The 15,223-nt window shown below is 31.3% G+C and carries 13 protein-coding genes and 1 pseudogene; 4 read left to right on the plus strand and 10 right to left on the minus strand.

Going from position 1 to position 15,223, the window contains the following annotated elements; translation table 11 throughout:
* Positions 1 to 246 precede the first annotated feature (246 nt).
* Together BST83_RS20070 and BST83_RS00340 are read left to right on the plus strand one after the other, a co-directional pair.
* Positions 247 to 561 (plus strand): annotated as a pseudogene (locus tag BST83_RS20070) (insulinase family protein); the annotation flags it as partial.
* Positions 562 to 798: 237 nt separating this feature from the next.
* Entirely contained in the window at positions 799 to 1,314 is a 516-nt protein-coding gene (locus tag BST83_RS00340) for a gamma carbonic anhydrase family protein (RefSeq protein ID WP_104808078.1), read from the plus strand.
* Between the two features lie 265 nt (positions 1,315 to 1,579).
* On the opposite strand, the gene BST83_RS00345 is transcribed toward BST83_RS00340, so the two are convergent.
* Complete coding sequence (locus tag BST83_RS00345) at positions 1,580 to 1,990, minus strand: DUF4890 domain-containing protein (protein ID WP_104808079.1); 411 nt, start codon at positions 1,988 to 1,990, stop codon at positions 1,580 to 1,582.
* 173 nt (positions 1,991 to 2,163) lie between these two features.
* Entirely contained in the window at positions 2,164 to 2,571 is a 408-nt protein-coding gene (locus BST83_RS19500; protein WP_146092074.1) for a hypothetical protein, read from the minus strand.
* Between the two features lie 92 nt (positions 2,572 to 2,663).
* Here BST83_RS19500 and BST83_RS00350 point away from each other — a divergent pair, with 92 nt between their 5' ends.
* Together BST83_RS00350 and BST83_RS00355 are read left to right on the plus strand one after the other, a co-directional pair.
* Entirely contained in the window at positions 2,664 to 4,307 is a 1,644-nt protein-coding gene (locus BST83_RS00350) for a mechanosensitive ion channel family protein (protein WP_205853525.1), read from the plus strand.
* A complete protein-coding gene (locus BST83_RS00355) occupies positions 4,304 to 5,281 on the plus strand; it encodes an endonuclease/exonuclease/phosphatase family protein (protein ID WP_104808081.1) in 978 nt (325 codons plus the stop codon). The genes BST83_RS00350 and BST83_RS00355 overlap by 4 nt, the downstream gene beginning before the upstream one ends.
* 273 nt (positions 5,282 to 5,554) lie before the next feature.
* On the opposite strand, the gene BST83_RS00360 is transcribed toward BST83_RS00355, so the two are convergent.
* From BST83_RS00360 to BST83_RS00395, 8 genes are all read right to left on the minus strand, one after another.
* A complete protein-coding gene (locus BST83_RS00360) occupies positions 5,555 to 5,908 on the minus strand; it encodes a hypothetical protein (protein ID WP_104808082.1) in 354 nt (117 codons plus the stop codon).
* On the minus strand, positions 5,908 to 8,319 hold the full coding sequence (locus BST83_RS00365; protein WP_104808083.1) for a penicillin acylase family protein: 2,412 nt from the start codon (positions 8,317 to 8,319) through the stop codon (positions 5,908 to 5,910). The genes BST83_RS00360 and BST83_RS00365 overlap by 1 nt, the downstream gene beginning before the upstream one ends.
* Positions 8,320 to 8,533: 214 nt before the next feature.
* The gene (locus BST83_RS00370; RefSeq protein WP_104808084.1) at positions 8,534 to 9,094 is read right to left on the minus strand and encodes an IS630 family transposase; all 561 of its coding nucleotides are present in this window, start codon (positions 9,092 to 9,094) and stop codon (positions 8,534 to 8,536) included.
* A 13-nt stretch (positions 9,095 to 9,107) separates the two neighbouring features.
* Positions 9,108 to 9,602 carry a winged helix-turn-helix domain-containing protein gene (locus tag BST83_RS00375; protein WP_104808085.1) on the minus strand — a complete coding sequence of 165 codons (495 nt, stop codon included), beginning with the start codon at positions 9,600 to 9,602 and terminating at the stop codon, positions 9,108 to 9,110.
* 385 nt (positions 9,603 to 9,987) lie between these two features.
* Positions 9,988 to 10,941 carry a tRNA dihydrouridine synthase gene (locus BST83_RS00380; RefSeq protein WP_104808086.1) on the minus strand — a complete coding sequence of 318 codons (954 nt, stop codon included), beginning with the start codon at positions 10,939 to 10,941 and terminating at the stop codon, positions 9,988 to 9,990.
* A 125-nt stretch (positions 10,942 to 11,066) separates the two neighbouring features.
* Complete coding sequence (locus BST83_RS00385; protein ID WP_104808087.1) at positions 11,067 to 11,546, minus strand: hypothetical protein; 480 nt, start codon at positions 11,544 to 11,546, stop codon at positions 11,067 to 11,069.
* 106 nt (positions 11,547 to 11,652) lie between these two features.
* Positions 11,653 to 12,153, minus strand: coding sequence for a M28 family peptidase (locus BST83_RS00390; protein WP_104808088.1), 501 nt, complete (start codon positions 12,151 to 12,153; stop codon positions 11,653 to 11,655).
* A gap of 479 nt (positions 12,154 to 12,632) precedes the next feature.
* The gene (locus tag BST83_RS00395; protein WP_437438447.1) at positions 12,633 to 15,113 is read right to left on the minus strand and encodes a zinc-dependent metalloprotease; all 2,481 of its coding nucleotides are present in this window, start codon (positions 15,111 to 15,113) and stop codon (positions 12,633 to 12,635) included.
* Positions 15,114 to 15,223: the final 110 nt, after the last annotated feature.

The following is a 15,223-nucleotide window of genomic DNA, read 5'->3' on the forward strand; positions in this document are numbered from 1 at the left end:
ACTATTTTGGACTTTAACATCTCAAGTGATCATTTTTTTATGGACATGTATCCAAATAAATAAATATTTTTATCATATAACTAAAAAATTAATATGATGAAAAAATTAAATTTACAACGTATTTGTTGTCTTTTTACAATTGCGTTTTCTTTGGTTGCGTTTATATTAAATGCCCGAACGAAAATGGATTCTGTCAAAGGGATTGATTAGTCTAGGTTAGACAACGGATTAAAAGTATTCCTATTTCAAGACAAATCGGCTCAAACAAGTACTGTAAATGTTATCTACAGAGTTGGTTCTCGATATGAAGGTTATGGTGAAAAAGGAATGGTACATTTATTAGAACACTTGGTTTTTAAAGGAACGCCTAATCATCCTAATATTCTTGAAGAATTGACTGCTCATGGTGCAAGACCAAATGGACCTTCAAGAGTTTTAACAGAAGGGTTAATAAATACGGCGTATTTATGGCATAATTGTGGAAATACTACCATTGGAAATAAATTGGATAAAGATAGAACGAGTGCAATTGAAAATTTAAAAGCATTCTGCAAAAAATAGTACAGACAGACAATGCCGTTTTAATGTTTACTGGTAAATTTGTTTCAGAAAAGACTTTAGCGCACTTGTCAATAAATAGTTTGGCGTACTTAAAACCCGTCGACACCTTTAGTTGATACGCCAATTATAAAGCCAGCATAAGACGGCGAAAAGCGAAGCAGTCTTATGTCTTTTAATAGACAGCAATTATTTTTATTAAAAGTTTAATTATTATTATTATAAATAAAAAAATAAAATATGCCAATTATTAAACCCGTAAACGGAAAACATCCACAAATACCAGAAGATTGTTATGTTGCAGAAAACGCCACAATTGTTGGTGAAGTTTCTCTAGGCAAAGAATGCAGTATTTGGTTTAATGCCGTTCTTAGAGGAGACGTTCATTATATCAAAATAGGCAATAAAGTAAACATTCAAGATGGCGCAGTTATCCACGCAACCTATCTAAAATCGCCTACAAACATTGGTAATAATGTTTCTATTGGTCATAACGCAATTGTACATGGTTGCACAATTCACGACAATGTTTTAATTGGTATGGGAGCTATTATTATGGATGATTGTGTTATAGAATCTAACTCAATTATTGCTGCAGGCGCTGTTGTAACTAAAAATACAAGAGTAGAAAGTGGTAGTATTTATGCAGGCGTGCCGGCTAAAAAAGTGAAAGATATTTCAGAAGAATTAATCTCTGGAGAAATTGATAGAATTGCCAATAATTACGTAAAATACTCTAGTTGGTTTAAAGAGTAAATAATTTCGATTGATTGTATTTTTTTTAATTGTATCGAGGTTTGGGCGTTACACGAGGTCGCGCTTTCACTACTCGCTTTTTTTAAAAAAACAAAAAGAGCTCAAACAAACCGTTCAATCGCTAACGCAAAATTTAGCAAACATCAAAAACCCGATTTCAATTAAGAAATCGGGTTTTATTTAAAACTAATCAACCAAACTAATTACTAAATATCATTTTTATCGTCTTTCTTTTTCGCCTTCTTTAGTTTTCTTTTTCTCATTATCATTTTCTTCCTTTTTCTTTTCTATTGTTTTTCATTTGCTCAAACTTCTCGAATTGTTCTTTATTTAAGATGTTTCTCAATTTGTTTTTAAAAGCAATTTGATTGTCTAATTGCGCACTTCTCATTGCATAAATTTCATCTGCAGAAGGTTTTTTATTTGTAGCTCTATTTTCCTTTCTACTTTCCATAGCTACTTTTCTTGCCGCAGCTTGCGAATTAATTAAAGGTTTAATTTGACTTTGTTGCTTTTCAGATAAATCCAAACCTAAAGTCATTTTTTTAACCGCTAAACTGGTATTTTGTTCCACTGTTAATTTTGGACCTCTTTCATTTTGCTTTCCTTTTTTTTGTGCTTGAACTGTTACTGTAAAAGCGAATACTAAAATTAAAATGCTTGCTAATTTTTTCATGGTATAAATATTTAATTATTTTTTATGTATACTTCTTTGACATTTCAAAAGTGAAAAGGTTTAATTTAGTATTGTGATTAACAGTTTTTTAACTTTAAAAAGGAAGCAATAAAAAAACTCGAATTCAATTAAGAACCCGAGTTTTAGAGATATTAATCAACCAAAATTATTTTTTATTGATTGTCTTTCTTCTTTTTAGAATTCATTCCTTTTTTATTCTTCATCTCTTCTTTTTGCAAATTGTATTTTTCTAATTGCGAAGCATCCAAGATACTTGCCATTTTAGCGTCCATATCACTTTCTTTTTCCTTTCTATCTTCTTTCATTTTTTTGCTAGCTTCTTTCGATGGTTTTTCTCCAGAATTTTCTTGCTCTTTTCTTTTGTCAGCCATCATTTTTCTCTCGGCAATTTGTACTTCTAATAACGGTTTAATGTCATTTTGTTGGGCAATTGTTAAACTCAAATTTGTTGTCATTTTTAACAGCATTTTATCAACTTGATTTTTCTTTCCTTTTTTTTGAGCCTCCGTAGTTAAAGTAAAAGCGAATACTAAAACTAAAATTGTTATTAATTTTTTCATATTAAATAATTTGTTTTTTTAATTGTTTGATCTTAGACCTTTCAAAAGTGAAAAGGTTTAAATTTGTATCAAATTTTTAATAATATATGAAAATGAAAAGATTCACTTGGTTATTTCTCTTTATAACATGCTACGCTAATGCACAAGAAACAATAGAAGTAGATTTAAGCAATCCGCACGCAACTATTTACACACATTTTTATTTTTTACAAAATGATTCTTATCAACCTAAAAAAGCAGCAGCAACAATTTTAGGATTATCAGAAAGTAAAGCAATAGAAAAAGTTTTAAAAATTAAAAAAGTATTAGATGGTAAAGGCTTATCTATAGACTTTAATAAGATACCAAGTAACCCTAATTATAAAGATTCAATAGGCTATACTACCTTTCATAAATATATATTGTTTCCGCAAAGAATGCCTAAAATTTATGTAGAAAAAATTGATAATAAATGGTATTATTCCTCAGAAACTGTTGCGAGTATAGATCAAATTTATAAAGAGGTTTTTCCTTGGTACGTGGACAAGTTACAAAATTTAATACCTGCCTCTGGTCATAAAAAATTTCTGGGAATGGAACTTTGGCAACTTCTAGGAATCGTATTGTTATTAGTTTTGGTGGTTGTTATTTTTATTCTGACAAAAAAAATAGCCTTTTTTATATTGCGAAAAATTCAACATCAGATTACACATAGAACATCAAATCTAGAATTAGATAAAGTCCTTAAAAAATTGGCACACCCAATTAGTCTATTGATTTCGCTAGCTTTTATTGATAAAATTTTTCCGTCATTACAGTTTTCTTTAGAAGTAAATACGTGGGTTTTCTTAGGTTTAAATATTGCTGAAACTGTTTTTTGGATTTATGTACTATTAAAATTGGTGAAAGTGGTAATGCGTATTTATGAAGAATTTACACAAAGAACAGATAGTAGATTAGACGATCAATTAGTGCCCATTTTAAACAATTTTTTAAAAGGATTGGTACTCGTTTTTGGGTTGTTTAAAGTACTGAGATTGTTTGGTGTAGATACAACAACCTTGGTTGCAGGAGCAACAATTGGTGGTTTGGCCTTTGCTTTAGCGTCTCAAGACACGGTAAAAAACTTAATTGGTACCATCATGATTTTTCTTGATAAACCTTTTCATATTGATGATTGGATCGAAGCAGGAGAAATCTCTGGTACTGTTGAGCAAGTTGGATTTAGATCTACAATAGTGCGCGCTGCGGATACCTCTATTTACCAAGTACCAAATAGTAAATTGTCAGAAATTGTTATTAATAACAAGGGTTTGCGCTTGTTTAGACGCTATAATACCAATTTAGGAGTCCGTTATGATACACCTCCAATTTTAATTGAAGCATTTGTAAAAGGAATTAGAGAAATTATTATTGCACATCCAGAAACGAGGTCTGATTCATACAATGTAGAGTTTACTGGTTTTGGTGATTCCGCTTTGTTAATTATGGTAAATGTTTATTTTAAAAGTTTGGTTTGGGGAGTTGAGCAATCTTCTAAACACAGATTGCACATGGCAATTATTAAATTAGCGAAAGAATTAGGAGTAGAATTTGCATTCCCATCAACTACTGTTACAATTGAGCAATTTCCTGAGAAAAAATCACTAAGTTTAAGGTATAATACAGATCAGGAAACAATTGATGCCACCGTAGCTAAGATTGTTGCAGATTTTACTGGCGAAAATCCAATTGAAAACCCAACAGAAAACGTATGAAACCTTTCTTAAAATTCTTTTATCGCTTGTTATTGTTTCTGATAATAGCCTTTGTAATTTTCTTTTTTTGGGCTTCTTCAGCAACTTTGGATGAAATTGAATATGCTAAAATAATAGAAGATGATAGTATAGAAGTTCCTGTTAATGATTCCGTTTTTAGCATCTTAACGTATAATATTGGTTATTTAAGCGGAATGACTAATAATCTTCCGATAGCAAAGCCAAAAGAATTGTTTGATGATAATATGGCTAAAGTTTTATCAGAAACAAAAAAGGTAAATCCAGATATTATTGCTTTTCAAGAAATAGACTACAATGCTTCTAGAAGTTATCATATAAATCAGCAGGAAGAAATTGCAAAATTAGGCTATGGTTACAGAGCACAAATTATAAATTGGGATGAGCGTTATTTGCCTTTTCCTTATTGGCCAATAGCTATGAATTTTGGGAAAGTAGTTTCTGGGCAGTCAATTATCAGTAAATATCTTTTAAAGGAGCAGCAAAGAATTGTGTTATCAAGAGTTGCTGATGAACCTTATTATAGAGATGTTTTTTACTTAGAACGTTTAGCACAAGTGGTCAAAGTTGTTTTAAATGGCAAAGAAGTTATATTGATAAACACACATTTAGAAGCATTCGATAAAGGTACTAGAGAAAAACAATTTGAAGAAGTTTTAAAAATATTCGATACCTATAAGGATACATATCCTACTATTTTATTGGGTGATTTTAACTCAAGTGCAACCGATGAAACCGCTATTGTTCAAAAAGTATTTGCAATGAATACAATTGGTAACGCTGCTTTTGATCTTCTGTATCTTGAAAATACCTTTAATTCAAAGGAGCCTTATGAAAGAATTGATTATATCTTTTATACCAAAAATTCTATTGAATATATTTCAGGAAAAGTGTTAACTGAATTCGGTCAAGCTTCAGATCATTTGCCTGTTTTGATGGAGTTTAGGTTGAAATAAATTGTAAGACTTCTACGATATTTAAATCATTTTTGACTCTAAAAAACACAGATAAAACACTTTTCTTTTAGGACTAAATTTCGAGAAGCTTTAGTTTAAAAGCATTCAATAAGGTTTTGTTAAAGCGCTATTTATCCCAATTTGTAAATTTCGTCTTTTTATGAGTATGATATGAATAAAATCAAAAAAAGAGGAGCCCTTTGTTATATAACTCCTCTAAATTTATTTTTAGATTTTAGACACTGTAATAGTTTCGTCTTTTTTAATTATTTATCATTTTTTAAATACTAAACGTAACTGCTTCCCAAAAATAGCAGTAACACCAGCAGCAAAGGCACCAACAATTCCTGTTACTAACATTAATACAAATGGATTTCCTCCTAAAGGTAATAAAATTGCAATCCGTTTGGCAAGTGTATAATCATTGCTGCTACTCAGTATAAAACTATACATTGTCCAAAATAAAAGGATAGCTAAAAAAGGGACAAAGAATACAGCAGACCTTTTAATCGGAATAAATAGAGCGGTTGCTAAAGCCGCAATCATAACAGACCACCACGGAAGAAATAATGATAGAATAATCGCTAAAACAAGCGTGATTATAAAATTGGTTGTAGTTGTTTTCATCAATTGCTAGGTGTTAAGATTTGTGTACCAATGATAGCTTCTGTTGCTTCGTTGGATTGTAAAAAGTTAAGATGGTGATATTTTCCAGCAGCCCAATCGTCTATAAAGTTATCATAGTATTTACTGCCAGGATTTCCAGATTGTCCTCCAGGATAAATACCTAAAGCCGTTGGTGGAGAGGTCATTTCTACAATCATTCTCCAGGAAGGGCCCCAATTTTCTGACGTGGCATTCACGATATTTTTACCTCCTCCAATCGGAATATCAAACCTAGAAAATGCGGGTAATGCTTGTAATAAATGTCCAGCATACGTGCCTTTATAGTGTACCCATTTAAAATCACCATTTTTAGTTTTCCAATTATTTAGTTTTTCAACAGCTTTACTAAAGCTTAACTTAAATAAATCTTTAGCGGTTTCTTTTTCTTTTGTTTTTAAAATATCCATAAAAGAATCGTCTCCTTTGTTTTTTAATAAATAAATAGTTTGGTAGGTAAATGGAGTATTTAAAGCCGTAGCTTTTACATCAAATTCATCCCAAACCATATCATAAAGTACATTCCACCAAGCTTCCCATATACTAGGTCCAACTTCCTCCATATCATTATTGTATTGCCATTTTTTGGCGATTTTGTAGATCTCTTTTTCTGCTGCCGTTTGGTTAGAAATATCCATAGTTTCTAGCATGTAGGGCATTAATTCTGCTGCTTTAAGGTTGTAATTGTTATTCTGTAAATCTTTAAAATCTTGAACACTAAATTTTTCTTTAGAGCTAAAGAAATCGTTAATAACACGATTGCGATAGGTTTCATATCCATCATTAAAAACAAAATAAGGATAGGCTTCATCGACAGGATGTTGATTAGCAGAACTTACAAAACCACGTTCTGGGTTTTTGGTATGTGCATTAAATTGCTGCGGAATAAAACTTTGCCAATCGTTTTCCGACTTACTACCGTCCATTACAAATTTACCTTGTCCTTCCCATTTATTAGGAAATAGGCCTTGTATCCACAAAGCAATATCACCTTTAGTTGAGGCAAAAACAATATTTTGTGCTGGTGCAACCCAATATTTTAATGCGGCAACGTATTGATCATAGTTTTTTGCTTTATTTAATTCTGTAAATAGCCTTTGACCATTACTAGGAATATGCCCTGTCCATTGCATTGCATAACCAGCTAATGCTTGATCAGATTTAAAATTTTTATCATAAACCACAGGTCCATGATGCGTATATAAAACAGAATCCTTATAACTTGGCATTCCTTTTATTTTAATCTCCTCAACTCTAACAGAAATGTCTTTCCACTGTTTATCTACTTTATATTTTGTTCTGTCTTCATTAAATTCGATTTTATACCAATCAATAACATCTCTTGTGGCATTGGTTTCTCCCCAGGCGATATTTTTATTAAAACCTGAAATAACTGCTAATGCTCCAGGAAGTGTCGCTCCAAATGCATTATGATCTGGGGTGCTTAACTGCATTACAAACCATATCGATGGTAAGTTAAGACCCAAATGAGGATCGTTAGCCAAGATCGCATTTCCGGTGGCTGATTTAGAACCAGAAATAGCCCAATTATTACTACCGTAATTTGGGTCTGGTTTATCAATTGTTTCAGCAATAGAGTCTAAAATAATGGTATTTTCTGGTGTCGGAGTTTGAGGCACATCAATATAGCTCCAGTCGGTTTCTTTTGGGATTATAGGATCCGTAATGTCAAAGAAATCTGGGTATAACAAATCAAAACGCTCTTTACCAAATAAACGCAGCGCATTTGTGTTTTCTATATCTTCGTCACCACCTGCTAACATTTTGGTCATGTACATTAATAATAACGCTGTCTTTTTAGGCGACCAAGCTTCGGGTTTATAATCGAGTAATTTATATTCTACAGGATAATTTTTAGCAACTAGTTGATTGATATAACTATTAACTCCATCAGCATAGGCGTTAACTAAAGCCAGATTCTCTTTGTCTTTAGACATTTTAATTACGGTCTGCTCGGCTCCATAATCCATACCTCGTCTTCGTTCTTGTCTGTCATAATTTAGCGCAGTTTCTCCTAGAATTTCAGATAAGCGACCTGCTGCGGCAAAAGTTTGAAACTCCATTTGCCAAAGTCTGTGTTTCGCGGTAATGTAACCTTGTGCCCTGTATAAATCAAGATCATTTTGAGCAAAAACATGCGGAATTAACTCTGAATCATAATGAACGGTAACTTTATCCTTTAATCCAGAAATTGAAATCTCGCCTGTAATAGATTCATCGGTTTCATTTTGCCAAACTCCAGTGTATGGGTTTAAAAATTTACCGATTGGAGGAATAGATCCGAATTTGGTGTTGAGTGCAAAAAATACACTTATAGCTAATATAAAAGAGAGTGTCAGTTTAAAATACTTCATAAATTGAAATTATAGAGAATTTAAAAGTACTAAATTATATCATATAATTTGATCCAAATTGTTCAAAATATACTACAGATTAGAGTGTTTCTTTTATACCAAAAGGGTTATTGAATATATTTAATAAAAAGTGCGAAATGAATTGGGATAATTTTATGCCTATTTGCTTGTTTTCAAGCTCATTTTAAACATTGAATTTAGGATTAATACCAATTTAGTTAATAAATGCCGCATTAAATGCATTTAGAAAATGATGATTTCCAGTTATAGATTTAATCGTTTCACTATCCATTTTCGTGACGGTTTTATGTAGCCATTCTTTAAGGTTTTCCATTTTTTCAAAGCGTTGATTTTTAAATCTATTTTTAATGTATTGCCAAACTTGTTCACAAGGATTTAACTCTGGATTATAAGGGGGGATTCTTAATAAATGAATATTTTCAGGTATTTCGATATTCTTTGTTGAATGAAAACCTGCGTTATCGATCACCACAATTTTATATTCCTTAGGCTTATATAAAGAGAATTCTTTAAGATAGGCTTCGAATATTTTAGTATCAACACCATTAATTTCCCATACAAAACAATCTCCATTGATTGGGGAATAACTTCCATATAGATAAGTTGTTTTGAAAATATGCTGATAAGTAACTATTGGTTTGACTCCACTAGCTGTTAAATATTTTCCTAAATGATTCATCATTCCAAATCTAGCTTCGTCTTGAAAATATAGATTTACCTCTTTATATTTATTTTTATTTAGACTTAATCTAATGTTGTTTAGCGTATTAGGTAGTTTTTAAAAAGGCTTTTTCAGCCTCTACATTTTTTTTGTAATGAGATTTTCGCGGGCTTTTAAGTTTTGTTTTAAAATGTTGCTTTAAATACTCTCGAATACGTTGATATTTTATCTCAATCCCATAGGTTTCATTTACCCATATTTGCGCATCCCAATATCCTAAAAAAGGGTTGAGAGGGTCATTAACTCTTTGCGATAAACCTAAATGAATTTCAGAAGTAATAATTTTTGATTGTTTATTTTTTGGCTTATCACTAATCATTTGATCAATTCCAAATAATTTATAGGTTTCTACCCATCTTTCTAATGTTCTGATGTGAACTCCTACAGAAGCTGACACTTCTTGTCGAGTTTTAAACTTTTTTGTCTTTATATAAATTAAAGATTTTACTCGCTTTTCCCCTTTTAATGTTGTTTGCTTTGACACTAGTTCTTTAAGCTCAATTAGTGATTCTGAAATATCTAAACTTGCTATTCTTCCCATAACGTAATATAATGAAAATATACGGCATTAAAAAACTATTTTGGTATAACTCATAAGAAGAAAAAGAAAATGGATTAAGAAATAAATGGAAGAAAGGATACTTGTTTTATCAATATAATAATAATAATAATAATAATAATAATAATAATAAATTCAAAGGTTCAAGTACCTATGGTTATATTCAATGAAATGAAAGCAAGAGCAAATCCAAAAAGCATAATTTCATAAAATATTTCATTATTACTGTTATATTTATTTTTTGTTTATATCAACTTATTAATATACAGATTTTTATAATAAATATAAATTCAACACAAGTTCAATATATCAGAAAATAACAAAGTTTACGGTTTTTATAGTACGTTAGATTTTAGCATAAAATAAACTAATAACTTCTCGCTTCCTTAAAAATTTCATCAACAGCAATGGCATAATTTTTTACATTACCTGCTTTTTTAATTTTTTTAAAAGTTTTCTGCGGATTATCAAAACTCTGAGAAAAGTACTCCCAAAAGCCAAGCATTTTCATTTTAATTGGAGTTGGTCCAGAGAGCGCTGCATCATATTCTTGAAAAATACGATCGTGAAATTCGTTGAAAACAGCAAACCTGTTTTTAGGATATTCAGTAGTATCTGCTTTAATCATACTTGGTAAAAAAGGATCAGCAATTAAACCTCTACCAATCATCCAATGATCTATAGAAGGGAAACGCTTTTTTAGTTTTTTATACGCGGCAACAGAAGTAATATCACCATTATAATACATTTTGTGTTTGCTATTATCCAAACATTTTTGAAACGCTTCTAAATTTGTTCCGCCTTTGTAAAGTTGTTTTCCTATTCTTGCGTGAATTGCAATATTCTTTATAGGATAGGTGTCTAAAATTGGTAAAACGTCTAAAATTTCATCTGGAGTATCATACCCCATTCTCATTTTCATAGATACTATAATATCCGATTCGTTATGAACTTTATGAAGAATACTATTTATTTTTTCAAAATCGCTTATTAATCCAGAACCCATTCCTTGTTTTGTAACCATTGGGTAGGGGCAACCTAAATTCCAGTTTAATTCTTTATAGCCTAATTCTTGCACATATTTAGTTACGAATAAAAACTCATCAGCATCATTGGTCATTATTTGTGGAATTACGGTTAACTCCGTATTATTTTCCGGAAGAATATCTCTTTGATAAGAGTTTTTAATGATGAGTTTTCCGTTTAGGCGAATATAGGGCGCGTAAAAAGTGTCAATTCCTCCAAAGAAATGATTAAATGCATTTCTAAACTTATGATCTGTAAAGCCTTGAAGTGGAGATGATAAAAGTGTCTGATTCATGAAAAATAAAGTTATGCAAATATAGCACACTTTTTAATCCTTTTTAGAAACAAATTAGCGGAAATAAAACGCAATAACTTCTAAGAATTTATTTGGTTGATGAAGGTTGAATTAAAAATGAACTTTTAATTGTCTAACCAATACTTACCTCTTTTTGCAGCTTCTTTTATGGCTAAATTGATATCCTCAAAAATAAAATCAGGAACTGAATTACTTGCAGAAGGCTTTAAAAGTGATAATATACCGGTTTTAGACTTTTCTGATGTCAAAATCAAAATAGGGAAATTAGGCTCGTTTGCGGTATTTCCTGCATTCTTAAGTTGTTCTAGATCTTGAAAAACAGCTAATAAAGAATTTCCCCAATTGTATTCTAATTCTCTAAAATCTAAAATTAACGCATCAGGATTAAAATCAATAATTCCTGAAACTGTTTTTTTTGAAATATAAGTACCGTGATTTTTTCCTTGTGAGCCATTAGGGTATTCCCCAAAAAAAGAAACAATTAGTACCTCAATTTTATCAATTAATTCCTCTTTCGGAGTAAAGTACTTGCAACCAATAGAGATAGGTTTCGTCTCCTTATTTTGTAAAAGGGTATATTTCATTTTTAATAATTATTTCTTGAAAGATAAACAAAACCTTACAGTTTGCTTGGATTTATAGTTAATAAGGTTGTTATTTTAAATTTTTTTGATAGTTTAGTAGGGATTACTAATCTTTAGAATCAATTGGTAAGTAAGAATCATAGGCTTTGATAGCCTCTATAATTAACCTAACGGCATCAATATAAAAAGATTTATTAATATTTTGAAAGGTGTCAGTTGACTTATGATAATCCTTATGGTCTTCTACCCCAAAATAGATATAAGGAATCTTTTTTTCGTGAAATATTCTATGATCAGACGAAAAAGTCCAATCTTCAACGCCCTTCTTGTTTGGTTCGTCGTGGCCAAATAGTAGGTTTATTTTAGTAGATTTTAAACCAGCTAAGGGTTGTTTTAAACTTGGATAATGATACAAGTCAGAAGCATAAAGTTGCAACGAGTCATTGTGGGCAATCATATCCATATTAATATTTAAAGCAATGTCTTCTATCGCAACAGGAAAATTATTAAGTAAGTATTCACATCCTAAAGATCCAATTTCCTCAGCATCTACCGCGGCAAAAATAAATGGATGGTTTAAAGATTTATTCTTAAAATAAGTAGCAATAGAAAGTAAAAGCTAAGAAATTCTAGAAAGTCTTATAAAACTAACAATAAATTAAACCTGTTATTCATGCGGTTCATTTTTTTTACTCAGATATACATTAATATCAGATAATAATAAAACGATGTCTTTTATGCTTCGATGAAAATAGGAGATATCAATTTTATCTAATATTATATACTTATGATTTCAAATCTTTGTAAAATGCTTTATTAAATTTGGTATACTTCATTCCATATACAGGTCTAAAGAAGGAATCAATTTCTAAATATATCGATAACTTAGGTTTTCTAAAAGTCTTTCTAGTTTTACGTAATATTAACTCTGTCTTTGTCATAAAAAGTGTGTAAATTATGTCTATTCTGTTTTTTAAGGGCATAGATAACTTTAATTATATGGCAATTTTTAATTTTCGATATAAGACAAAAAAAACCTCATCAATTAAGACGAGGTTTTATTATATAGTAAAATAAGATTTCTAATTATTTAGGATCTAAAGCAACATTAATTCTAGCTACAACATCCTCCAAATGATAACGAGAAGTAGTATCCGAAGTTCTCGAAGCTGCAGATTTTACATCACTTCTCAATTTGTTTAACTCTCCTCGTGCAAAAGACTTAATATCAGACTGACCAACGTTTACAGAAGCAGAACCATAACGACCCGCTTGATCTGGCGCCTTGTTTAATAAGTAATCTAAACGCTCAATATGCGCTTTCTGTAAATTTCTTCTATAGGTGTCAATACTCTTTCTAGTGTATAGTTCAGACCAAACACCTTTTCTTAATTCAGAAAACATAGAAACTAAAGTGTAGGCATTCGAACCATTTAAAGTTTCATTTTCAATCATTCTTGCCATTCTATCTGTACTTAAAACGCCGTATAAAGTTCTAACTTGTAGTGCTCTAATATCTTCAATTGCACCACTAGATTGCACTTTAGAGAAAAGATCTTTATCTAACATCCAAGTTGGTGTTACAAACAATTGTTCAATTACAAACTGTAAAGATTCTTTTTGACGCTCTTTATCTACATGCGTATAAACAGCTCCTTCTTGATCTGTTGTTTTGTAATTTTCGTAAATACCACCAACATTAGAAGAAACATGTCCCATATATCTTGCAAACTGAGTTGTAATTTGTCCATACATTGTTGCTAAATCATCATAAGTTTCCCCTTTTTCTGATGTCCATTTTTCTAAGTTTGGTAAAATTCTTTGTAAGTTTTTAATTCCGTACATAGAAGCCTTTACGGCATCATCACCTAAATCTTCTGTTTGAGAACTAGGGTCTATAACACCTCTTTGTTGGCGACCAAAACGATAAACTGGGTCACCAGCTTTTGCTAAAATCCAAGAATCTAAAGTTTCTTTTTCTTCTTTAGCGTCTTTATCTAAAATAGGACGATAACCCCAAGAGATCGCGTACATATCATATACCCCAATGTTTGGCATTAATGCAACACCCTTATCTTCTGGTTGCGCAACATAATTAAAACGAGCATAATCCATAATAGAAGGTGCCGTTCCGTATTTTTTAGTAAAACTTGCCGAACGCAAAGAATCTACAGGAATTGCTGATGAACTACCCATATTATGAGGCAATCCTAAGGTATGACCAAGCTCATGAGAAGACACAAACTTGATTAACGCTCCCATCGTTTCTGTTTTAAAGTTGTTTCCTCTTGCATCAGGGTTAATAGCGGCCGTTTGTATAAAAAACCAGTTATGCAATAAAGACATTACGTTGTGATACCAGTTAATATCCGACTCTAAGATTTCTCCAGAACGTGGATCGCTAACATGAGGTCCGTTTGCATTAGGGATCGGCGACGCTAAATAACGAATTACCGAATAACGTATATCTTCTGGGCTATAATCTGGGTCTTCTTCTGCAGTTGGCGCTCTTTTACCAACAATTGCATTCTTAAATCCTGCTGCTTCAAAAGCAACTTGCCAATCATTTACACCTTGTATAATATAAGGCACCCATTCTTCTGGCGTAGCTCTGTCTACATAGTACACAATTTGTTCTTTAGGTTCAACCAATTCTCCCGCATTAAATTTTGCAATGTCTTCGTCTTTTACTTCTAAACGGTATCTATCTAAATATGCAACGGTTTTACTCTTTTGCGCATCTAAACCATAATCTGTTTGTCTGCTTGTAAACCAACCAACTCTTTCATCAAAATATCGACGCTTCATCGGTATTTTAGGCAATAAAACCATAGAGTTGCTCATTTCTAAAGTAATAGATCCTAAATCAGTATTAGACGGTGCTTTGCTTGCAAAATAGGTTTTTACATGTCTAATTTCTATGTTCTTAGGATAACTATTAATTCGGTCTATATACGAACGGTCTGCATCTATTCTTGTAACTTGATATTCTTTTCTGTAATATTCAGGAAAACCTAAAGGTTTTATATCAGTCGCAAATAAAGCACTGGCATCGATTACTGTTGCAGTAGAATCTTTGCTAAACGCTTTTATCGGGAATGAAAATAGAATAGGCTCTAAGTTAGAGTTTAGCACCGCTTCATGAACTGGTAAAAGAGTATCAGCAACAATATTATGAGAAACAATACGTACTAAAATTTGTTTGTTCTTCTTTTCCCATCGCAGTACTTGTTCGTTGGTTTTTCCTCCTCCAAAGCCAATTCCGCTTGCAGTTTTGGCAATTCTTGTTACCATTAACATTTCTCTTTTTAAAAGAGAATCCGGAATTTCAAATAAAAAGGTGTCTTCATTCTGATGTACTTTAAACAAACCTTCATCTGTTTTAAATTCTTTTGTAACCACTTTACCATAAGGCAGAATTTCGTCCTTTTTAGATTTTGCTGGTGGTTTAGGGGTTTCTTTAGAAGCTGGTTTCTTCTTTTTCCAGAATTGCGCATCGGCTTCTAAAGAAAAACCAAAAATGAAGGCAACTACAAACAGCTGCAAAAGTGTTTTTTTAGTGATCATAAATATTTGATTTGAATTTTTCCGAAATTACATATTGTATAAAAGATGAACTCTTAATTTTTTGTTAAAGAGAAGCAATGCATATCCTTTTTAAGGAGCTCCTGATAAAA

Origin of the sequence: Polaribacter filamentus (assembly GCF_002943715.1) — a bacterium.
Lineage (GTDB): Bacteria > Bacteroidota > Bacteroidia > Flavobacteriales > Flavobacteriaceae > Polaribacter > Polaribacter filamentus.